The sequence below is a fragment of the Microbulbifer sediminum genome (assembly GCF_021729035.1).
In the GTDB taxonomy this organism is placed as follows: Bacteria; Pseudomonadota; Gammaproteobacteria; order Pseudomonadales; family Cellvibrionaceae; genus Microbulbifer; species Microbulbifer sediminum.
Genome location: NZ_JAJSAP010000006.1, coordinates 230,189 through 252,057 on the forward strand (window position 1 = coordinate 230,189; position 21,869 = coordinate 252,057).

Consider the following 21,869-nt stretch of genomic DNA (forward strand, 5'->3'; position numbering starts at 1 on the left):
TTTTCTTCACTGTTTCAGTACTTCTCTCTGTTCAAAGTTGGGTATCCCCTGGCTGAGCATGTTCGTCACGGTGGTGCCCAGGCCGGCGAGACCTTTCAGCTGGAACTCAATATACACGCCTTCGTCATAAGTCAGCTCCTCAGGAGTTACCACATCCGCCAGGTCGTTGTCCAATGTGCGCCGCCAGGCCAGGCGCACCTGGTAGCAGCAACTGTCATATTCGACGCCCGCCATGTACTCCAGTTCCCGGTCGAAAGTGACGTCATAGTTGGCTCGTGCCAGCAGTGAGGTGCCGCCGGCGACAGGAAGTGCCATCGAGGCGTCCAGCTGCTCGATGGGACCCTGGGTCAGGTTACCGCTGTCGTCAAATTCTTCCTCCTGGCGCAGGTACCGGTAGCTCAGGTTGAGCAGGCGCAGGTCCTCGTCCAGGTAGCGCGCAGTGATATTGCCGCGGTTCAGCTCCGCCTCCTCCTCGTCGTAGATCAGTTCGCTGCTCAGGCGCAGTGACTGGACCGGCCGGCTCTCGAGGCGGGCGGCGAACTCCGAGCGGGGGGACTCAATAATGGGGTCCCTGAGGCCCACCTGGATGTCGTCGGAGTAAAAGATCTGGCCGACGCTGGCCGCGAGGAGGTCACGGCCACTGCGGGGATCGATAAAGCGGGTGGTCAGGCCCAGGGCAATCCGGTCGGCATCGTCGATGCGGTCGTTGCCATTGAACCGACTGTCACGGAAAAGCTGGTCATAGCTGAAGGTGAACAGCGAAGTATCAAACAACAGGTCATTGCCGCCGTCGCTGGGATTGGTGGTGATATTGGTGAAGTCATCCTGTTCGGCGTTGGAACTGACCAGACCAAACAGCCGCGGTTCCAGCGTCTGTACATATTCGTAGTCACGGAACTGGCCGTTGCGCTCGAAGTACAGGCCCGTATCCAGGGTAAATTGCGCGGCAGAGGCTTCGGGAGTGTCGGTGCTTTCCGGCTTCAGAAACTGGTCATCGAGGTCATAGCTCAGGTAACGCAGCGCCACACCGGGGGTGAAGTAGCCCCACAGCCATTGCCGGTCCCAGTCCAGCTCATAGTCCAGGCGGGCGCGGTCCGCGGTCACGAAGTCGCGTTCGCGCGTGGTGATACTGTCGAGGTTGCGGGTGTCATCGATAAAACGGATTGTCTGGGTCTCATCGTGATCGAAACTGGTCATCTCGTGTTCGAGATTCAACACCCAGTCCCCCCAGCGATAGTTGCCATCCACGTCCAGCCGTGGCAGCTGGCTGTAGGTGTCGAAGCGGTCCTTGACCAGCTGCTGGTATTCCTGCAAGCGGATATTGGCGGCCCAGTGATTGCCCAACAGCCCGAACTGGGCCCGCTGGCTGAGTGCGGTCTCTGCTGAGACACTCAGGTTGGACGTGTCCAGGTCGCGGAAGTAGTCGGGATCGCTGACCTTGGTGTAATCGATGGCGGTGCGCCAGGCGGAGCCACTGCTGCCCTGTTGTTCGACATTGACGAGCCAGCGATCCTCTCCCTTGGCGGGCAGTACCAGTTCCTCGGGGAATCCCTGGCGGATAAGCTCGCGGGCGTCCTCGTCGTCACCGCCCTCATCGTCCGGGAGACCGGCAACGCGGATCTCGGTGTTGAACCAGCGGTGCAGGTGGCGCACCTCGGCTTCCGCGCCGGTGCCGCGGTACTGGATATAGCGCGGCACAATAGTCGCGTCCATCTGTGGGGCGATATTCCAGTAGTAGGGTATTGCAACGTCCCAGCCGTTTTCGTCGCTGTTGCTGATGCTTGGGAACAACAGGCCGGACAGCCTTGCGTCCCCCACGGGGAAGCGGAGGTAGGGGAAGTAGAAGACCGGCACGTCGAGGATCTCGAGGCGAACATTGCGCGCCACACCCTGGCGCTCGACGTTGTCGATATTGATTTCGCCCCCGTTCATGCGCCAGACCACGTGGCCTGGCTCACAGCGGGTGTAATTGCCGCCGGAAAGGTTCAGCTCGCCACTGGCCTCGCGTGAGGCGAAGGCGGCACTGCCATGAATGAACTGGTCATGGATGACGTAGGTCGCATCCTCAATCTGTGCCGCCTTGCTGTCTGTTTGAATCTCTGCCGCGCGCCCCCGCACCAGCAGGTTGGGCTCGCGCATCTCGATGGCGCCGCTCAGATAGGCCGTGCTGTCCCGGCGGTCCACATCCACCTGGTCCGCAAAAAGCTGACGGTAGCCCTGGGTGATATGGACATTACCGCGCAGGCGGGCCGTGCCGTCGTCCAGCCACTCGGAAGCATCTGCCGTCGCCCGCAGAGGGGCCTCGTTCGGCAGTAGATCGGCGTCGGCATAGTTGCTCGGCGGTGCCACGAAGGCACCGCTGCACACCGGTGGCAGGCCGGCGCGCAGTTCCGGGTCCAGTTGCCACGCCGGCATCCAGTCCAGGAACAGGTAAGGGTTGTCTTCTCCGGTGGGGGGCTCCTGGGCCTGCGCCCACAGGGGTTGGGCGGCCATGAGGCCGAGGACCAGGGTTCGCGGGCGTGAAATCTGGGCGATCGCCAATGTCAGGCGGCGCCAGCGGGAGGCTTCCAGCATCAGGTGATAAGTTCCGACTATCTTTAGAGTCTCTTCCCTAGGGAGCAGTGCGCAAAAAACAGCGGGTGATTCTACTTGAATGTAATGATGGTTAACACTAATAGCACGTGTGCAGCCGGGCGTGGCGGCAAATTTTGCCGCGTTCGCTGGACGGCGCCACTGGCGCCGTTACAATGCGTGCCGGAACTGGTGGAGTAGTAGCGGCGCATGAGTGAGCGTTCGACAGATGAAGTAGACATGCGGCGCACGGAGCTTGGCCAGTGGGCCACGCGCGCGCTGTCGGCGGCACAGCCGGTGCAGCTGTGGCCACTGTCGGGCGATGCCGGCTTCCGCCGCTATTTCCGCGCCAGCGGTGAGCCGAGCCTGATAGCGGTGGATTCCCCGCCCGAGCGCACCAACCCTGCGCGATTTGTGGCGCTTTCGGACTACCTGCGCCGTTACGGCATCCATACTCCCCTGGTGGTCGCCGCCGATGTCAGCCAGGGCTTTATGCTGCTGGAGGACCTGGGTGACCGGCAGCTGCTGTCGCTGCTCAACGCGGACACGGTAGAGGGCCTGTATGGCGAGATGCTCACCGAGCTTTTGTGCCTGCAGCAGATTCCGCGTTCGGAGGAGTTACTGCCGCTGTACAGCCGCGAGTTGCTGCGGACGGAAATGCAGATCCTGCCCGAGTGGCTGGTGGAAAAGCTGCTGGGGTACACCCTGAGCGCTGATGAGCGGCGCTTGCTGGACAGGACTTTCGACCTGCTGCTGGACGCCGCAGAGGAGCAGCCCCGGGTGCTGGTGCATCGGGATTACCACAGCCGCAACCTGATGGTGCGTGAGGGCGAGCGCCCGGGCGTGGTGGATTTCCAGGATGCGGTGTGGGGGCCGGTAACCTATGACCTGGCTTCGCTATTGCGTGACTGTTATATCCGCTGGCCCCGCGAACAGGTGGAAAACTGGGCGCTGTGTTATGCGTCTACGGCCGAGTCGGCGGGTATCCTGCCGGCGGTGGATCGCGAGACGTTCCTGCGCTGGTTCGACTGGATGGGCCTGCAGCGACATATTAAGGTGCTGGGTATCTTCCCGAGGCTTTACCTGCGCGACGGCAAGCAGGGCTATCTGCCCGATCTGCCACTGGTGATTCGCTATACCCTGGAAGTCGCCGGCCGTTACCCTGAACTGAAACCCTTTGCCGAGTGGTTTGGCGCAGAACTTTTGCCTCTGGCCGAGCGTCAGAGTTGGTACCGCGACTACCGTACGGCAGGTGAGCGCGGCTGATAAACTCAAGCTGCGAACCGCACGAAGACTGGAATGAGCCAAGCAAAAGATAATCAGGTCCCCACAGCCATGGTGCTGGCAGCCGGGTTCGGCAAGCGCATGCGGCCACTGACCGATAACACACCCAAGCCGTTGCTGTCGGTAGCGGGCAAGCCGCTGATCGACCATGCCCTTGATCGGCTGGCGGCTGTGGGGGTGCGTCGGGTGGTGATCAACCTGGGTTACCTGGGCGAGAAGATTCGCCAGCACGTCGGTAACGGCGAGCGCTGGGGGCTCGAGGTGAGCTATTCGGTCGAGGGGGAGCCGGTGGAAACTGCCGGTGGTATTCTCAAGGCCCTGCCCCTGCTGGGCGACAGCCCGTTCCTGGTCGTCAACGGCGACGTCTGGTGTGACTTCGACCTGTCGGTCTGGCTGGAGCGGCCGCTGCCGGCCGGCTGCCCCGGCCGCCTGCTGATGGTGCCCAACCCGCCACACAACCCCGAGGGTGACTTCGGTATCGACGAGGGGCTGCTGTCTGGCACGGCCACTCCGCGCTACACCTTTGCCGGGATCAGCTGGTTGCGCCCCGAGACGCTGACCGCTTATCCGCGCCGGCGCACCTGCTTCGGCCTGGGGGAGGTCTTCGTGCACAATGAGGACCGCCTGCAGGCAGAGCTCTATGAGGGCGACTGGTGTGATGTGGGGACCCCGGAGCGCCTGCAGCGGCTGGACGCACGCCTGTGCGGTAAATCTGAACAATAAGTGACAGGAATCACCATGCCCGACTTCAAGATTGCCCCGTCTATCCTTTCCGCCAATTTCGCCCGCCTCGGGGAAGAGGTGGATGCCGTGTTGGCAGCGGGTGCCGACTGGGTCCATTTCGATGTAATGGACAATCACTATGTCCCCAACCTGACCATCGGGCCCATGGTTTGTCAGGCGCTGCGCAAGCATGGGGTCGAGGCACCCATCGACGTGCACCTGATGGTGGAGCCGGTGGATGACATGATCCGCATGTTTGCCGATGCCGGCGCGACCTACATCACCTTTCATCCGGAGGCGTCGCGCCATGTGGACCGCTCACTGCAGCTGATCCAGAGTCTCGGCTGCAAGGCGGGGCTGGTGCTGAACCCGGCCACCGGCCTGGAGTCCGTGAAATACGTGATGGACAGGCTCGACATGATCCTGCTGATGTCGGTCAACCCGGGTTTCGGCGGCCAGAAGTTTATCCCCGCCACCCTCGACAAGCTGCGGGAGGCGCGCGGCTTGATCGATGGTTCCGGTCGCGATATCCGGCTCGAGATCGACGGCGGCGTGACCCGGGACAATATCGCCGAAATCGCCGCCGCAGGTGCCGATACTTTTGTGGCCGGTTCGGCGATATTCAATGCGGGCGACTACGCCGAGGTGATCGGCGCGATGCGCCGCGAACTCGCTCCCTGATCCGGTTCGTCCCGCCCGGTACCCCTCCGGCCGGGGCGGGCCTTGCCCACCCGGCGGCAGGTTTGTAAACTTGCCAGCTCGAATGACGAGGCCACCCCGTGATCGCAACTGCTTCCCACTTCCACAGCTGGCGATGGCGCCACTGACCCGCTGACCGGTGCCCCCTCCCTGAAGGGCTTGCGCCTGGCAAACCGCGGGCGGAGTTTGTCCAATCCGCTCGGGCTATAACCCAGAACTATACGATTGGTTTCAATCTTCTCCGGAGTCGCCATGACCCCCAGTGAATACACCCAGCTTGCGTCTGCAGGATACAACCGCATACCGCTTGTCCGCCGTGTTTTGGCGGATATCGAAACGCCCCTGTCCACTTACCTGAAACTGGCCGCGGGCCGCTACAGCTACCTGCTCGAATCGGTGCAGGGTGGTGAGAAGTGGGGCCGCTACTCGATTATCGGCCTGCCGGCGCGCACCGTGCTGCGGGTCCGGGGTCACCAGGTTGAGATTGAGCGGGACGGCGATGTGGTGGAAACCGCCGAGGTTGCGGATCCGCTGGCTTTCGTCGAGTCCTTCCAGCAGCGCTACAGCGCTCCGGAACTGCCCGGCCTGCCGCGCTTCAATGGCGGGCTGGTGGGTTATTTTAGCTACGACTGCGTGCGCTATATCGAGCCGCGCCTGGCCGCCAGCTGCCCGCCGGATACATTGGGCAATCCGGATATCCTGCTGATGGTGAGCGACGAGCTGGTGGTGTTCGACAACCTGGCCGGCACGGTCATCTTTATCGCCCATGCCGACCCGTCACGGGACGGGGATTTCGAGCGGGCCCAGCAGCGGCTCGGCGATCTGGTGGCACAGCTGGCGCGCCCGCTGCCCGATACCCCGCCGCTGGACCTGGACGCCAGTGGTATCGAGGAGGGCGCGTTCCGCTCCCATTTCGGCGAGGAAGCCTTCAAGCGCAGCGTAGCCCGGGTAAAGGACTACATTCTCGCCGGGGACGTGATGCAGGTGGTGCCCTCGCAGCGACTGTCGGCGCCCTATAGCGCTCCACCGCTGAATCTGTACCGCGCACTGCGCAGCCTGAACCCGTCGCCGTACATGTATTTCCTCGACCTGGGGGACCACCAGGTAGTGGGTTCCAGTCCGGAGATCCTGGTGCACCTGGAAGACGGTGACATGACCGTGCGGCCCATCGCGGGCACCCGTAAGCGCGGTGATACCGAGGAAGAGGACGTGGCCCTGGAGCAGGAGCTGCTCTCGGACCCGAAGGAACTTGCCGAACACCTGATGCTGATCGACCTGGGGCGCAATGACGTGGGCCGGGTGGCGGAAACCGGCAGCGTCCGGGTTACCGAGCAGATGGCGGTGGAGCGGTATTCCCACGTCATGCATATCGTGTCCAATGTGACGGGGCGCATCCGGCCGGGCCTGGCCGCCATCGACGCCCTGCGGGCGGCGCTGCCGGCGGGAACCCTGTCCGGGGCACCGAAAATCCGCGCCATGGAGATCATCGACGAACTGGAGCCGGAAAAGCGCGGCATCTACGGCGGTGCGGTGGGGTATCTGGCCTGGAACGGCAATATGGACACTGCCATCGCCATCCGTACGGCGGTCATCAAGGACGGGCAGGTGTATATCCAGGCGGGCGCCGGGCTGGTCGCCGACTCGGACCCGCAATCGGAGTGGGATGAGACCATGAACAAGGCGCGGGCGCTCTTCCGTGCCGTGGCGATCGCGGTGGCCGGCGAATCCCGCCCGGCTACCGGGACAAGAGATGACGAGAGTAGTGAGACGGTAAATCATGACTGAAGTCACAGTGCCGGTGAGGGCCGGTATTGCCGATACCTGTGCCCGCCTGGTGGCGGCGCCGCTGTTTAACCAGGTGATTATTGGCCTGATCCTGCTTAACGGTGTGGCGGTGGGGCTCGAGACTTCGACCTGGGTCGTCGAGCGCTTCGGCGGTTTCCTGCACGGGATCAACCAGTTGATCCTGGTGTCGTTCGTGCTGGAGGCGATCGTGAAGATGGCCGCGCATGGCAGCCGCCCATGGCGCTATTTTGCCAGCGGCTGGAACTGCTTCGATTTCTCCATCATTGTGCTGAGCCTGGTTCCCGCCGCCGGTCCCATGGCCACCCTGGCGCGGCTGGTACGGGTGTTGCGTGTGCTGCGACTGGTTTCCGCGTTCCCCGAGCTGCGACTGCTGGTGGACACCCTGCTGCGCAGCCTGCCGAGCATGTTCCATATCGCGCTGCTGATGGGCATCATCTTTTATATTTATGGAGTCGCCGGTTATTTCCTGTTTTCTGAAATCGACCCGACCCACTGGCGCAGCCTGCCGATCGCGCTGCTGAGCCTGTTCCGGATCGTCACTTTCGAGGACTGGACCGACATCATGTACACCGCCATGGAGACGCTACCCTGGGCATGGCTGTATTTCGTCAGCTTCGTGGTCATGGGTGCTTTCGTGATGATCAACCTGTTTATCGGCGTGGTGCTCAACAACCTTGAGGAAGCCAAGCTGCGCCGGCTCGATGAACTGCAGCTGCCGCCCAGCCAGACCGAGATACTCCGCGAGCTCCGCGCCACACAGGATGCGCTGGCGCGACTGCAGAGACGTATGGACAAATCCGCCGCACAGCCAACAGGAGAGGCCACCGAACAATGATACTGATGATCGACAATTACGACTCCTTCACCTGGAATGTCGTGCAGTACATGGCCGAGCTGGGGGCGACCGTGGAGGTGCGCCGCAACGATGAAATCACCGTGACGGATATCGAGCGTCTGGCACCGGAGAAGGTTGTGATTTCGCCGGGCCCCTGTACACCGAATGAGGCCGGCATTTCCATGGAGGCAATACGCCGGTTTGCCGGCGAAATCCCGCTCCTGGGGATCTGCCTGGGACACCAGAGTATTGGCCAGGTCTTCGGTGGGCGGGTGGTCCGCGCAGGGCAGGTAATGCACGGCAAGACATCGATGATCGTGCACAACAACCGTGGTGTGTTCCATAACCTCTCCAACCCGTTCGAGGCCACCCGCTATCACTCCCTGGTGGTGGAGAAGGGCAGCCTGCCGGAATGCCTTGAGGTGACCGCCTGGACGGAAACCGAAAGCGGCGAGATTGACGAGATCATGGGCCTGCGCCACCGGGAGTTGGCGGTGGAGGGGGTGCAATTCCATCCGGAGTCGATCCTCACCCAGCATGGCCACGACCTGCTGAGAAATTTTGTCGACGCCTGATCAAAACCTGGGGGAAAGACTATGGATATCAAGCAAGCCATTGCCCGGTTAGTGGAGGGCGGGGGCCTGACCCGTACCGAGATGCGTGAGGCCATGGGCCAGATCATGCGTGGTGAGGCAGAGGACGCCCAGATCGGTGCGTTTCTGGTGGCACTGCGGATACGGGGAGAGACTGTCGAGGAAATCACCGGGGCTGTGGAGGTGATGCGTGAGCTGGCCACGCCGGTCGAGATTGACCAGGCACACGCGGTCGATATTGTCGGGACCGGTGGCGACGATGCCAACCTGTTCAACGTCTCCAGTGCGGCAAGTTTTATCGCCGCGGCTGCCGGGGCGCGGGTTGCCAAGCATGGCAATCGCTCGGTCTCTTCCAGTAGCGGCGCTGCGGACCTGCTGGAGGCGGCGGGCATTTACCTGCCCCTCTCGCCGGAACAGGTGGGTCGCTGTGTCGATACCATCGGTGTTGGTTTCATGTTTGCGCCGAGCTACCACAGTGCCATGCGCCATGCGATCGGGCCGCGCCGGGCACTCGGGCTGCGCACCATTTTCAACCTGCTGGGCCCCCTGACCAATCCGGCCGGTGTGCGCCGCCAGCTGATAGGCGTCTATGACCGCCGTTACTGTCGCATGCTGGCGGAGGTGCTTCAGAACCTGGGCGCTGAACACGTGATCGTCATGCACAGCGAGGATGGCCTGGACGAGGCGAGTATCGCCGCCGATACCTACGCGGTAGAGCTGAAAGGCGGCGAGCTGCGCGAGCGTACCTTCCGGCCAGAGGACTTCGGGATCGAACGCGACACTCTCGATGGGCTGGAAGTATCTGGCGCGGAAGAGTCGCTGGCGCTGATCCGCGATGCGCTGGGCAAATGCGAGACACCTGCGGGCCGCAAGGCCGCCGATATCCTGGCCCTGAATGCAGGGCTGGCGATCTACGTCAGCGGCGTTGCAGGCACCGCGGAAGAGGGCGTGGCGATGGCGCAGGACGCCATTGCCAGTGGCCTGGCTGGCGAAAAAATCAAGGACCTGGCGGCATTTACCAGCGCCTTCCGTCCGGAGGATGTGGAATCATGAGTACGCCGACGATCCTGAAGACCATTGTCGAGCGCAAGTGGCAGGAAGTGGCCGAGCGCAAGGCGCGCATGTCCCAGGCTGCCGTGCGCGGTCTGGCCGAGCAGCAGCCGGCCTGCCGTGGATTTGTGGATGCCATCGAGGGCAGGATTGCCGCAGGTGAGGCGGCGGTGATTGCCGAGATCAAAAAAGCCTCTCCCAGCAAGGGGGTGATCCGTCCCGACTTTATTCCCGCGGAAATCGCCAGCAGTTATGCCCGTGGCGGCGCAGCCTGCCTGTCTGTGCTGACCGATGTGGACTTTTTCCAGGGAGCCGACGAGTACCTGCAGCAGGCCCGCAACGCCGTGCGCCTGCCGGTGCTGCGCAAGGATTTTACCGTGGATCCATATCAGGTATTCGAGGCGCGGGCGATCGGGGCAGACTGTATCCTGCTGATCGCGGCTTGCCTGGACGACGCGCAAATGCGGGACCTGAATGCGCTGGCGACCGAGCTGGGTCTGGATGTACTGGTGGAAGTCCACAACCGCGCGGAACTGGAGCGAGCCCTGGCGCTGCCCAACCGTCTGGTGGGCATCAACAACCGCAACCTGCATACCTTCGAGGTCCAGCTGGAAACCACCTTCAAGCTGCTAGACCTCATCCCGGACGACCGCATTGTGGTCACGGAAAGTGGGATTCATACCACTGACGACGTAGCGGCCATGCGCGGTCATAACGTCAACGCTTTCCTGGTGGGTGAGGCCTTTATGCGAGAGGAGGAGCCGGGACGTAAGCTGATGGAAATGTTCAACTAGCTGCCCCACCCGGATTGTTGGTCGTGCGGGACAGCTTTATAGCCGCCCCGCAATAGAAAAAGGGCGAGCCTGTGCGGGCTCGCCCTTTTTCTATTGCGGTTCAGGCGGCGGCGTCAGCGGGTGCCGTAAACCACCATGGTCTTGCCCTTCACCGATACCAGACCCTGTTCCTCCAGGGTCTTGAGTACCCGGCCGACCATTTCCCGGGAGCAGCCCACGATGCGACCGATTTCCTGCCGGGTGATCTTGATCTGCATGCCCTCGGGGTGGGTCATGGCATCCGGCTCGTTACAGAGGTCGAGCAGGGTGCGGGCCACGCGGCCGGTGACGTCCAGGAAGGCCAGGTCACCGACCTTGCGGGTGGTATTGCGCAGGCGGCTCGCCATCTGCGTGGCCAGGGAAAACAGGAATTCCGGGTGCTGGCGGGTAAGCTCCTGGAACTTGCCATAGGAGATTTCCGCAACCTCGCACTCGGTCTTGGTGCGTACCCAGGCGCTGCGGGTGTCCTGGTCGAACAGTCCCATCTCGCCAAAAAAGTCGCCATCATTCAGGTAGGCGACGATCATTTCCCGGCCCTCATCGTCCTCGATCAGGACGGTCACGGAGCCGCGCATGATGAAGTAAAGAGATTCGCAGCGGTCGCCGGCATAGATGATTGTGCTCTTGGCCGGGTAGCGACGCCGGTGGCAATGGGCAAGAAAGTCTTCGATATTGCCAGTGGACATGGATTCTTCGGTAGCAACCGTCACGGATCTACTCCTTATTCTTAAATTTGTGCCTGATCCCCACCGGGAGTGCAATCAACACATGCCGGTGAATTATCCCCTGATTCGCCGGTTCCAAACAGTGGCACCACTCGGGAATCACTCGCGTTGTGACCTGAGACACCGTCACCGTGCCAACTGTTTTGCTATGGCCGGGCGGATACCCACAACGGAGTCTGTGAGAGGGCGGTCAGTACAGATGCCTACTATACCGCATTGAGCGCCTGCGAAAAGGCTGGGGCGGTGATTGGTAGTGACTCCCGGGACGCGTATAAGTTCCCGTGTGGTAAGCTTGCCGCCCAATTTTGTGAGATTGCAGGAGGAGCAGGCGCATGCAGGCCAGAGTAACCTGGGTGGATGGTGTCACTTTTGTCGGCGAAGCCGGTAGCGGTAACTCCGTGGTGATGGAGGGTGGCGAAAAAAACAATGGCATCCGGCCGATGGAGATGATGCTGCTGGGGGCCGGCGGTTGCGCATCCTACGATGTGGTCACCATCCTGCAGAAGGCCCGGCAGGAAGTCATCAGCTGCCACTGTGAGCTCAAGGGCGAGCGTCCCGATGCAACGCCGGCACCGTTTACCCGGATCGAGATGGAATTTGTCGTGCGGGGCAGGAATATCAAGGAGAGCCAGGTGGCCAGGGCTGTGGAGCTGTCTGCGGACAAGTACTGCTCCGCCTCCATCATGCTGAAAAATGCCGGCGTGGAGATTGTGCACCGCTACCGCATTGAGGAGGCGTGATACGCCTCCCCGTGCCTGCGGCCCCTAAACCCGGTAGCTGGCCGAAGTCATCAGCTTCGAGACCAGTGTCATCAGGCCCTTCACCGGAGCCGGGAAGCGGGCGCCGCCGGCGGCGAGTGCCGCGTGCTGGTGCTCGGCTTCATCCTCGCGCATCTGTTCGACAATTGCCCGGCTTTTGGTGTCCTGGGCCGGCAGCCGCTCCAGGTGGCTGTCCAGGTGTTTGCAGACCTGCTCCTCGGTGGCTGCGACAAAACCCAGGCTGACCCGGTCGCTGACCTTGCCGGCCGCAGCGCCGAGACCAAACGAAAGGCCATACCAGAGAGGGTTGAGGAGGCTGGGACGACTGTCCAGCTCGCGCAGTCGCTGTTCGCACCAGGCCAGGTGGTCAATCTCCTCCTCCGCGGCCTGCTCCATCTCCTCGCGTACGTCGGGCAGCTTTGCCGTCAGTGCCTGCCCCTGGTAAAGCGCCTGGGCACAGACCTCACCGCTGTGGTTGACCCGCATCAGGCCCGCCGCGTGGCGCCGTTCCCGGTCATCCAGTTGCGGTTCCTCGGTAGCCCGGGCCGGTGACGGCCGCGGATGGGCGGGCGCCCCGGGGCTGAGGGTCCGCAGGGCGCGGTCCGCCTGTAGCAGCAGGCGGTCCAGGCCGGTCAGTTGGCGCTCTCTGGACATGGCAGGACTCCGTTCGGTGTTCGGGTTATTGCTTGCTGGTTTGCTGTTCCCGTTCCACCGCACGATAGCCGATATCCTTGCGGTAGAAAACGCCATCCCAGTAGATGGCCCTGGCGGCGTTGTAGGCATTGGCCTGCGCTTCGGCAACGGTGTCACCGAGCGCCGTGGCACAAAGGACCCGGCCGCCACTGGTGACGACCCGGTCGCCATCCAGGGCGGTACCGGCGTGGAATACCTTGGCATCGTCCCCGTCCGCCCGCTCCAGCCCGGAGATGGCATCGCCCTTGCGGTAGCTTCCGGGATAACCGTTGGCGGCCAGCACCACGCCAAGCGCCGGGCGTGAGTCCCAGTCGACGCTTACCTGGTCGAGGCGTTTCTCTGTCGCTGCCTGGCACAGCTCCACCAGGTCAGACTTGAGGCGCATCATGATGGGCTGGGTTTCCGGATCGCCAAAACGGCAGTTGTACTCGATGACCTTGGGGGCGCCGTCCGCATTGATCATCAGGCCCGCATACAGGAAACCGGTGTAGGGCATGCCTTCCTCGGCGAGGCCGCGCACGGTGGGCTCGATAACCTCTTCCATGATGCGCTGGTAGACCTTGTCGGTGACCACCGGTGCCGGGGAATAGGCGCCCATGCCACCGGTATTGGGGCCGGTGTCACCGTCACCCACGCGCTTGTGGTCCTGGCTGGTGGCCATCGGCAGGATGTGCTCGCCGTCCACCATCACAATAAAACTGGCTTCCTCGCCGGTCAGGAACTCCTCGATCACCACGCGGCAACCGGCCTCGCCGAAAGCGTTGCCGGACAGCATGTCGCGCACCGCCAGCTCGGCTTGTTGCTCGGTTTCGGCGACGATAACGCCCTTGCCTGCGGCCAGGCCGTCAGCCTTGACCACGATGGGGGCACCCTGCTCACGGATATAGGCCACGGCTGGCTCGATCTCGGTGAAGTTGCGATAAGCGGCCGTGGGGATCTGGTGCCGTTCCAGGAAGTCTTTGGTAAAGGCCTTGGAGCCCTCGAGCTGTGCGGCCGCCCTGGTGGGGCCAAAGATCGGCAGGCCGCGGCTGTTGAACAGGTCGACGATACCATCCACCAGTGGCGCTTCCGGGCCCACAATGGTCATCTGAATATCATTGGTCTCGGCGAATTCCGCCAGCGCGGAGAAATTGTCCACGCCAATGGCGACATTCTGCAGCCTGGGCTCGCGCGCGGTGCCGGCATTGCCCGGCGCCACGAATACGGTATCGACCGCGGGGTTCTGCGCAGCCTTCCAGGCCAGGGCGTGCTCACGGCCGCCGGCGCCAATTACCAGTACATTCATCCTCAAATCCCCCTCTGTCGGCCGGTTGGATGCAAATTTGTTGCGCTATTTTAGCCCGGAATCACTCCGGGATTGTGGCGAACGGGCAAAGCCGGGACAAATCCCGGCTTTGCCGTTGCCGCTGCGATCAGTGCCGGAAGTGGCGCATGCCGGTGAAGACCATGGCCATATCGTGCTCGTCGGCTGCGGCGATCACCTCGTCGTCGCGGATAGAGCCGCCCGGCTGGATGACACAACTGATGCCGACCTTGGCAGCATTGTCGATGCCGTCGCGGAAGGGGAAAAAGGCGTCTGAGGCCATTACCGAACCCTGTACTTCCAGCCCCGCGTGATCGGCCTTGATGGCGGCAATACGCGCGGAGTTGACACGGCTCATCTGGCCGGCGCCCACACCGATGGTGCGGCCGTCCTTGCCATAGACGATGGCATTGGATTTGACGAATTTCGCGACTTTCCAGGTGAACAGCAGGTCGCGGATTTCCGCTTCGCTGGGTTGGCGCTTGCTGACCACCTTCAGGTCCGCGGCGGTAATGATGCCGTCGTCGCGGTCCTGCACCAGCAGCCCGCCATTGACGCGCTTGTAGTCCAGGGGCGGGGTGCGCTCGGTGCTCCACTCGCCGCAGGCCAGCAGGCGCACGTTTTTCTTCTCGGCCACGGCGGCCCGGGCCTCTGCAGAAATGGCCGGGGCGATGATCACCTCGACAAACTGCCGCTCGACGATGGCCCTGGCGGTGTCCCCGTCCAGTTCCCGGTTGAAGGCAATAATGCCGCCGAACGCGGATTCGCTGTCGGTATCGAATGCCAGGTCGTACGCCTTGCGGATATTGTCAGCGATGGCCACGCCACAGGGGTTGGCATGCTTGACGATCACACAGGCGGGTTCGTCAAAGGCCTTGACGCACTCCAGTGCCGCATCGGTGTCGGCGATGTTGTTGTAGCTCAGTTCCTTGCCCTGCAGCTGCTCGGCAGTGGCGATGCTCGCCTCGGCGGGGTTGGCCTCCACGTAAAAGGCGGACTTCTGGTGCGGGTTCTCGCCGTAGCGCAGGTCCATCTTCTTGATGAACTGGCTGTTGAAGGTACGCGGGAAGGGCTCCTTCTCTCCGTCCTTGATGGCGCCCAGGTAGTTGGCGATGGCGCCGTCGTAGCCGGCGGTGTGCTCGAACGCCTTGACCGCAAGGTCGAAGCGGCGGGCCTGGTCGAGAGCGCCGTCGGTGGCCTTCATCTCGGTGATGATGCCGTCGTAGTCGGCGGCATTGACCACAATGGCGACATCCTTGTGGTTCTTGGCGGCGGCGCGGACCATGGTGGGGCCGCCTATATCGATATTCTCAATGGCGTCAGGCAGCGTGCAGTCCGGCTTCGCCACGGTCTGGGCGAACGGGTAGAGGTTGACCACCACCATATCTATGGGGGTGATGCCGTGCTCTGACATCACGCTGTCGTCAGTGCCGCGACGGCCCAGGATGCCGCCGTGGACTTTCGGGTGCAGGGTCTTCACCCGCCCGTCCATCATCTCCGGGAAACCGGTGTAGTCGGAGACTTCAACCACCGGGATACCGGCTTCCTTGAGCTGGCGGTGGGTACCCCCGGTCGAGAGGAGTTCCACGCCCATGGCGGACAGCTCGCGGGCGAATTCAACGATTCCGGTCTTGTCCGACACGCTGATCAGCGCGCGGCGAATCGCAACCTTGTCAGTCATAACATTGGGTCCGTCTGTTTTCTGAAAGGGGTTGTGCCGCCGATCCCGTCAGCGGCGAGGCCCGGGGAGTCCCGGTGCCGGTAAAATCGACTTACAGTAAATAGTGAGGGGGGATGAGTGTCCCCATCCCCCCTCGCGATATACAGTGCGCTGTGCGCCCGGGCTCAGAGGAGTCCGTAACGTTTCAGTTTCTTGCGCAGGGTGCCGCGATTCAGTCCCAGCAGCTGGGCCGCACGGGTCTGGTTGTGGCGGGTGTATTTCATCACCACTTCCAGCATAGGCGCTTCGATCTCGGACAGGACCATATCGTAGACATCGGTGACCATCTGGCCGTCCAGATGCCGGAAGTAGTTCTCCATCGCGTGCTCCACCGCATCGCGCAGGGACTGCTGCTGCGGCTGCTGGAGTTGCGTCTGGCCCCCGGTGGCTACTTCTTCTTCGTTGCCCGTATCCGGAATGATTGCTTCGTTGTTCATGCCGCTTGTGCCCCTCTCGTTATTCGGCGTTCAAACCACTCTTGAACGCTGGCATGTTGTGCTTCTGCGCTGTCTAGTTGGAAAAAGGTCTTGCGAAAGGACTCGCTGTCCGCGAGTGTCTTCAGGTACCAACCCACATGCTTGCGGGCGATACGGACCCCCATCACTTCACCGTAAAAACGGTGCAATTCACCCAAGTGGGCGAGCAAAATATCCCTTACTTCTTCCGGTGAGGGTTCGGGCAGCCGCTCGCCGGTGGCGAGGTAGTGGGCTATTTCCCGAAATATCCATGGCCGTCCCTGCGCTGCCCGGCCAATCATCACTGCAGCGGCTCCGGTGTAGTCGAGCACCTCGCGGGCGCGTTCGGCACCGGTAATGTCCCCATTGGCGAAAACCGGGATCTTCACCCTGGATACAATTTCGGCAATGGTATCGAATTCAGCCTGCCCGTGGTAGCCACAGGCGCGGGTGCGCCCGTGTACGGCCAGGGCTGTGATGCCCAGTTCCTCTGCCATCCTGGCCACGGTGACACCATTGCGTGATTCCGTGCACCAGCCGGTACGGATCTTCAGCGTCACCGGCACCGGTACCGCTTCGACCACGGCCTTGAGGATTTCCCCCACCAGTTTTTCGTCCCGCAGCAGGGCGGAGCCCGCCGCTTTCTTGCACACCTTTTTTGCTGGGCAACCCATGTTGATATCGATGATCTGGGCGCCCCGGCGCACATTCTCCCGCGCCGCCTCGGCCATCATTTCCGGGTCCCCGCCGGCGATCTGTACCGAGATCGGGTCCTCTTCGCCACTATGGTCGAGCCGCAGGCGCGACTTGCGGCTGTTCCATAGGCGCGTGTCCGAGGTCACCATCTCGGATACCACCAGGCCCGCACCCATGCGCCTGCATAGTTGGCGGAAGGGGCGGTCGGTAACACCGGCCATCGGTGCCAGAATTACCGGGTTGCCGATAATGTAGGGCCCGATGGCGATGTTGCTCGACAAGATTTGCTCCGCGGACTGGGCGTCAAAAGAGGCGCCTATGATAGCGGCTGGCCCGGAAATGGAAAAGCGAAAAACCGTGCAAATTGGTTGCAAGCTGCGCGTTTAGGTTGATGATTGCGCAGTTTTCGCCGCTTTAAGCGCCAATTACGCCATTTTGGCGCTGTCTCCACGGTCATTCGGCCGTGAGCAATTCATAGTTGATGGCCTCCCGGCCCGGATCCTCGATCTCGATGGCGATATGCACCGGGCTGCCGGACGGCATTTCCTTGCGGCCCGCCAGCTCACCCTGCAGGTATTCGCGCGGGCGGAAGCGGCGGCTGGCGACCGGCTGGTTTTTCAGGTTGCTGAAGCGCAGCAACAGGTCCGGGAAGGGCTGGTCGAAGGCCGCTGTGTTCAGCATTACCGCATCCACCACCAGCGCGCCGTCGATCTCCGGATGGCTGCGGACCACCAGGTTGGAGGTGCGGATTGCGTGCAGGTCCCGGAGTTGCGGTAGCTCGCAGCCGAGTGTCGGGCAGGCCCAGTCGAACACAGTCCGCCAGGGTTGGAGGCGGGCCAGGCTGTCAAAGCGATAGAAGCCCAGTTGTGCCACCAGTCCTGCGGACAGCACCAGGGCCAGTATGGCCCACAGCCAGCCGGGCACACGTCGCTGTTGTTGTGGTGCCCAGCTCACCTCCAGTGGCGCCGGTTCGATTGAGGACAGCAGGCGCTCGCGCTCGGGGCGTTGATCCCCGGGCAGAGAGGTATCGGCACTGCTGCGAGTTCGGTGATCCTCCCCTGGACCCGGGGGAAGATCTCCGGCCGGTATATCGTCGTGTGGGGCGTATTCGTCCCGGCCCGGGCTGCGCAGGGTTTCCGGCAATTCGTCGCCTGCGACCGGGTCGCTGTCCTCCTTGAGCACGTCCTCGATGTCCGGCTCCGCCGGGGAGGGGGCATCATCTTCCCTGGCATCAAGGTCTCGCCACTGGCTCTCGCCAAAGGCGTCGCCGATCAGGGGCTGGTCAGCGTCCCCGGTGTCGCCGGCGGGGGAATCTGCTGTCGCACTGGTCGCCACGGTTGGCGGCGTCGGCCTTTCGCCGTCCTCCAGCAGTATGTCGTCGTGGATCAGGAAGTCGTCGTCTTCCAGCAGGGCTTCCAGATCCTTCTCCGAATCGACTTCGCTGTCGGCGAAAAGAATATTCTCGTCGGCGCGGAAGACCTGCAGGCAGGAACCACAGCGCACGGCGCCTCGAGCGGCACGTAGCTGCTGTTCGCTGACATGAAAAGACGTGCTGCAGTGGGGGCAGCGGGTAACCAGTTGCGACATTCGACTTTGGCAGAATTTATTGGGTGGCCAAGTTTAGGCGCCCTCGGAGCTGCGGGGCAAGACCGTGTAAGGGCGAGTATGTAGTCCGGGTGAGTGGTTGCTCCCTAACTGCGCCGGGTGCCGCTCAATCGAACCCAGTCCTCCCGCTGCCCGTCCTCCTCAAACTCGACCCAGGGACTGTACGCTTCGCGCACCTGCTCGGCCTGGGAGGCGAGGATGCCGGAGAGGCACAGGCGGCCGCCGGGGCGGGTGAGGGCGATCAGTTTGGGCGCCAGTTCCACAAGAGGCCCCGCCAGGATATTGGCCAGTACCAGGTCCACTGGCGCCTGCGGCAGCTTCTCCGGCATAAAGACCGGGAATTGCTCCGGGGCCAGCCCGTTGCGGACCGCATTGTCGGCGCTGGCGCGCAGTGCCTGGGGATCGATATCGGTGCCCAGCGCGTGTTCGGCACCCAGCAGCAGCGCGGCAATGCCCAGGATGCCTGAGCCGCAACCGAAGTCGATGACGCTCTTGCCCGCAACGGGCTCCCGCGCCAGCCACTCGAGACACAGGAAAGTGGTCGGGTGGGTGCCGGTGCCGAAGGCCAGGCCGGGGTCGAGCATCAGGTTTACCGCGTCCGGTGCCGGCGGCTCACACCAGCTGGGGCAGATCCACAGGTTGTCGCCACACTGGATCGGGTGGTAGTGGGCCATCCACTCGCGCTCCCAGTCCTTGTCCTCAAGCTGCTCCCAGCGCGCATTCGGCAATGCCTCGCCCAGGCTGGACGCCGCACGTGCCTCGGCGACTGCGGTATCCACCTCGGCGTCGAACAGCCCGGTAACCCGGGTCTCATCCCAGAGTGGCACCTCGCCCAGGCCCGGCTCGAGGATTGGCTGGTCGGCGTTGTCCTGCAGGGTGACGGATACTGCCCCCGCGAACAGCAGGGCATCCTCGATCTGTTCTGCGCGTTCGCGGTTGGTGTCAACGCGCAATTGTAGCCAGGGCATGGCAAAAACCTCAGGTAGGGAAGGGGCGCCAGGATGCGCACGGGCGGGTAAGGTAGTCCGGCAGGTGGCCGGGAGCAAGCCCGCCGCGCCTTTCCCTGGCGCGGCCGGCTGTGCCGGGTCAGAGACCCAGCTTCTTTTCCAGGTAGTGGATATTGACCCCGCCCTCGGCAAAGGCGCTGTCGCGGACCAGCTCCTCCTGCAGCGGGATATTGGTCTTGATGCCGTCAACGATGAGCTCGGAGAGGGCCACGCGCATACGCGCCAGCGCCTCCTCACGATTCTCGGCGTGGGTGATCACCTTGGCGATCATCGAGTCGTAGTTGGCCGGAACCGTGTAGCCCGAGTACAGGTGTGAGTCCACCCGCACGCCCAGGCCGCCGGGGGTGTGGAAGTTGTTGACCTTACCGGGGCAGGGGAAGAAAGTCTTCGGGTCCTCGGCATTGATGCGGCATTCGAAGGCGTGACCGCGGATCACCACGTCTTCCTGGCGGATGGAAAGCTTCTCTCCGGCGCACACGCGGATCTGTTCCTTGATCAGGTCGACGCCGGTAACCATCTCGGTAACCGGGTGCTCTACCTGGATGCGGGTATTCATCTCGATGAAGTAGAAACGCTCGTCCTCGTACAGGAACTCGAAGGTGCCAGCACCGCGATAACCGATATCGATACACGCCTGGACGCAGGACTCCTGCACGTCGCGGCGGACATCGTCGGGAATGCCGGGGGCCGGCGCTTCCTCGAGCACCTTCTGGTGGCGGCGCTGCAGCGAGCAGTCGCGGTCGCCCAGGTGAATGGCGTTGCCCTGGCCATCCGACATTACCTGGATTTCCACGTGCCGCGGGTTCTGCAGGAACTTCTCCATATAGACGGTGCTGTCGCCAAAGGCGGCACCGGCTTCGGACTTGGTCACGGAGATGGCATTGAGCAGGGCCGCCTCGGTATGCACCACGCGCATGCCGCGGCCACCACCGCCGGCGGCGGCCTTGATGATCACCGGGTAACCGATCTCCCGGGCGATCTCGATACAGCGGTCGCCGTTTTCAGGCAGTGACCCGTTGGAGCCCGGCACGGTGGGGACGCCGGCCTTCTTCATGGCGGCGATCGCGGATACCTTGTCGCCCATCAGCCGGATCACGTCCGCGTCCGGGCCGATAAAGGTGAAGCCGCTCTTCTGGACCTGCTCGGCGAAATCGGCATTTTCGGCGAGAAAGCCGTAGCCGGGGTGCACCGCCACGGAATCGGTGATCTCCATCGCCGAGATGATCGCCGGAATATTCAGGTAACTTTGCGGGGACGGGTTGGGGCCGATGCACACGGCCTCGTCGGCGAGGCGCACATGCTTGAGGTCGCGGTCCACCTGCGAGTGCACGGCAACGGTGGAGATGCCCATCTCCTTGCAGGCGCGCAGGATACGCAGCGCGATCTCCCCCCGGTTGGCAATCAGTACTTTATCAAACATGCTGGATTATCCCGGTCAGACGATGGTGACGAGCGGCTGGTCGAATTCTACCGGCTGGCCATCCTCAACCAGGATGCTCTCGATGGTGCCGGCCTTGTCCGCCTCGATCTGGTTCATCATTTTCATGGCCTCGACGATGCAGACCACATCACCGGGCTTCACCTCCTGGCCCACCTTCACAAACGGCTCTGCGCCCGGGCTGGGTGCGGCGTAGTAGGTGCCAACCATCGGTGACTTGACCGCATGGCCGGTCAGGGCCGGCACGGATTCCTCAGGCTCGCCGGCCGGGGCTGCCGGGGCTTCCGCGGGAGCGGCTGCCGGGGCGGCGGGCGCTGCAGCCATCTGGGCCGGCATCTGCATCATCGGTTGCGGGGCATTGCTGACGCCGCGGCTGATGCGCACCGACTCTTCGCCTTCCTTGATCTCCAGCTCGCCGATATCCGATTCTTCGAGCAGTTCAATCAGTTTCTTAATTTTGCGGATATCCATAGTTCTCACTCGCAGTCTTGGGTGATGACAGTATTGGGTTGGTTAAAGGTCTTGCAGCGCCGCCTCCAGCGCCAGGGTGTAACTTGCCGGGCCGAAGCCGCAGATCACTCCCCGAGCCAGGTCGGAAAAGAATGAATGGCGGCGGAATTCTTCCCGCGCATGGACGTTCGACAGGTGCACCTCGATAAACGGGATTGCCACTGCCGCCAGCGCGTCGCGCAGGGCCACGCTGGTGTGGGTGAAGGCGGCGGGATTGATCACGATGCAGTCGATGCCCTCGCGGCCCGCGGTGTGCACCCGCTCAATAAGTTCCGCCTCACTGTTGCTCTGCAGGGATTCCAGCTGGTGTCCGGCGGCCGCACATTGCTCGCGCGCCGCATGATCAATTTCCGCCAGCGTGGTTGCGCCATAAACCGCCGGTTCCCGCGTGCCCAGCAGGTTGAGATTGGGTCCGTGCAGTAGAAGGAGGCGTGCCATAGCTTGTCCTGAAGAAAAAGCGTGAAACGGTCACAAAAAAATAGCGAAAATTGGCTAACTTGCCGGGAACAGTCACATTTCCGTCCCGGAGGCCCACAATCGGGGCGAGTGTGCCCCAAAAATGACC

21 protein-coding genes are annotated in these 21,869 nt (G+C 62.8%); 9 read left to right on the forward strand and 12 right to left on the reverse strand.

The features are described from left to right. Positions 1-6: 6 nt before the first annotated feature. Positions 7-2,574 carry an LPS-assembly protein LptD gene (locus LVD11_RS12345; RefSeq protein ID WP_237059458.1) on the reverse strand — a complete coding sequence of 856 codons (2,568 nt, stop codon included), beginning with the start codon at positions 2,572-2,574 and terminating at the stop codon, positions 7-9. A 207-nt stretch (positions 2,575-2,781) separates the two neighbouring features. Between LVD11_RS12345 and LVD11_RS12350 the strand changes: the two genes are divergently transcribed. The 8 genes from LVD11_RS12350 (at position 2,782) to trpC (ending at position 10,355) form a co-directional block, all read left to right on the forward strand. Then, positions 2,782-3,837 carry an aminoglycoside phosphotransferase family protein gene (locus tag LVD11_RS12350; RefSeq protein WP_237059459.1) on the forward strand — a complete coding sequence of 352 codons (1,056 nt, stop codon included), beginning with the start codon at positions 2,782-2,784 and terminating at the stop codon, positions 3,835-3,837. Positions 3,838-3,870: 33 nt separating this feature from the next. After that, positions 3,871-4,578 carry a nucleotidyltransferase family protein gene (locus LVD11_RS12355; RefSeq protein ID WP_237059461.1) on the forward strand — a complete coding sequence of 236 codons (708 nt, stop codon included), beginning with the start codon at positions 3,871-3,873 and terminating at the stop codon, positions 4,576-4,578. Between the two features lie 15 nt (positions 4,579-4,593). Further along, complete coding sequence (gene rpe, locus LVD11_RS12360; RefSeq protein ID WP_237059463.1) at positions 4,594-5,259, forward strand: ribulose-phosphate 3-epimerase; 666 nt, start codon at positions 4,594-4,596, stop codon at positions 5,257-5,259. Between the two features lie 270 nt (positions 5,260-5,529). Continuing rightward, complete coding sequence (gene trpE / locus LVD11_RS12365; protein WP_237059465.1) at positions 5,530-7,062, forward strand: anthranilate synthase component I; 1,533 nt, start codon at positions 5,530-5,532, stop codon at positions 7,060-7,062. Then, positions 7,055-7,918 (forward strand): ion transporter, encoded by an 864-nt coding sequence (locus LVD11_RS12370; RefSeq protein ID WP_237059467.1) that lies wholly within the window; start codon positions 7,055-7,057, stop codon positions 7,916-7,918. Before trpE ends, LVD11_RS12370 begins: the two co-directional genes overlap by 8 nt. Next, a complete protein-coding gene (locus tag LVD11_RS12375; protein ID WP_237059469.1) occupies positions 7,915-8,493 on the forward strand; it encodes an anthranilate synthase component II in 579 nt (192 codons plus the stop codon). Before LVD11_RS12370 ends, LVD11_RS12375 begins: the two co-directional genes overlap by 4 nt. A 21-nt stretch (positions 8,494-8,514) precedes the next feature. Continuing rightward, positions 8,515-9,564, forward strand: a complete 1,050-nt coding sequence (gene trpD, locus LVD11_RS12380) for an anthranilate phosphoribosyltransferase (protein WP_237059470.1) — start codon at positions 8,515-8,517, stop codon at positions 9,562-9,564. After that, positions 9,561-10,355, forward strand: coding sequence for an indole-3-glycerol phosphate synthase TrpC (gene trpC, locus LVD11_RS12385; protein WP_237059472.1), 795 nt, complete (start codon positions 9,561-9,563; stop codon positions 10,353-10,355). The genes trpD and trpC overlap by 4 nt, the downstream gene beginning before the upstream one ends. Before the next feature lie 113 nt (positions 10,356-10,468). Here the strand turns inward: trpC and crp are convergent, their stop codons facing one another. Next, positions 10,469-11,104, reverse strand: a complete 636-nt coding sequence (gene crp, locus LVD11_RS12390) for a cAMP-activated global transcriptional regulator CRP (RefSeq protein WP_255701134.1) — start codon at positions 11,102-11,104, stop codon at positions 10,469-10,471. Positions 11,105-11,451: 347 nt separating this feature from the next. Between crp and LVD11_RS12395 the strand changes: the two genes are divergently transcribed. Beyond that, entirely contained in the window at positions 11,452-11,859 is a 408-nt protein-coding gene (locus LVD11_RS12395) for an OsmC family protein (protein WP_237059474.1), read from the forward strand. A 24-nt stretch (positions 11,860-11,883) separates the two neighbouring features. On the opposite strand, the gene coq7 is transcribed toward LVD11_RS12395, so the two are convergent. The 10 genes from coq7 to aroQ form a co-directional block, all read right to left on the reverse strand. Continuing rightward, positions 11,884-12,531, reverse strand: coding sequence for a 2-polyprenyl-3-methyl-6-methoxy-1,4-benzoquinone monooxygenase (gene coq7 / locus LVD11_RS12400; protein ID WP_237059476.1), 648 nt, complete (start codon positions 12,529-12,531; stop codon positions 11,884-11,886). A gap of 25 nt (positions 12,532-12,556) precedes the next feature. Further along, complete coding sequence (gene purD, locus LVD11_RS12405) at positions 12,557-13,855, reverse strand: phosphoribosylamine--glycine ligase (protein ID WP_237059478.1); 1,299 nt, start codon at positions 13,853-13,855, stop codon at positions 12,557-12,559. A 127-nt stretch (positions 13,856-13,982) separates the two neighbouring features. Beyond that, positions 13,983-15,554, reverse strand: a complete 1,572-nt coding sequence (purH, locus tag LVD11_RS12410; RefSeq protein WP_237059479.1) for a bifunctional phosphoribosylaminoimidazolecarboxamide formyltransferase/IMP cyclohydrolase — start codon at positions 15,552-15,554, stop codon at positions 13,983-13,985. A gap of 164 nt (positions 15,555-15,718) precedes the next feature. Next, positions 15,719-16,030 (reverse strand): DNA-binding transcriptional regulator Fis, encoded by a 312-nt coding sequence (gene fis / locus LVD11_RS12415; RefSeq protein WP_232940836.1) that lies wholly within the window; start codon positions 16,028-16,030, stop codon positions 15,719-15,721. Continuing rightward, the gene (gene dusB / locus LVD11_RS12420; protein ID WP_237059550.1) at positions 16,027-16,965 is read right to left on the reverse strand and encodes a tRNA dihydrouridine synthase DusB; all 939 of its coding nucleotides are present in this window, start codon (positions 16,963-16,965) and stop codon (positions 16,027-16,029) included. The genes fis and dusB overlap by 4 nt, the downstream gene beginning before the upstream one ends. Before the next feature lie 232 nt (positions 16,966-17,197). After that, entirely contained in the window at positions 17,198-18,331 is a 1,134-nt protein-coding gene (locus LVD11_RS12425) for a DUF3426 domain-containing protein (protein WP_237059480.1), read from the reverse strand. 104 nt (positions 18,332-18,435) lie between these two features. Continuing rightward, positions 18,436-19,317 (reverse strand): 50S ribosomal protein L11 methyltransferase, encoded by an 882-nt coding sequence (prmA, locus tag LVD11_RS12430; RefSeq protein WP_237059481.1) that lies wholly within the window; start codon positions 19,315-19,317, stop codon positions 18,436-18,438. Between the two features lie 118 nt (positions 19,318-19,435). After that, a complete protein-coding gene (gene accC, locus LVD11_RS12435) occupies positions 19,436-20,776 on the reverse strand; it encodes an acetyl-CoA carboxylase biotin carboxylase subunit (RefSeq protein WP_237059482.1) in 1,341 nt (446 codons plus the stop codon). A gap of 15 nt (positions 20,777-20,791) precedes the next feature. Beyond that, a complete protein-coding gene (gene accB / locus LVD11_RS12440) occupies positions 20,792-21,265 on the reverse strand; it encodes an acetyl-CoA carboxylase biotin carboxyl carrier protein (protein ID WP_237059483.1) in 474 nt (157 codons plus the stop codon). Positions 21,266-21,307: 42 nt separating this feature from the next. Continuing rightward, positions 21,308-21,742, reverse strand: coding sequence for a type II 3-dehydroquinate dehydratase (gene aroQ / locus LVD11_RS12445; protein WP_237059484.1), 435 nt, complete (start codon positions 21,740-21,742; stop codon positions 21,308-21,310). Between the last annotated feature and the right edge of the window lie 127 nt (positions 21,743-21,869).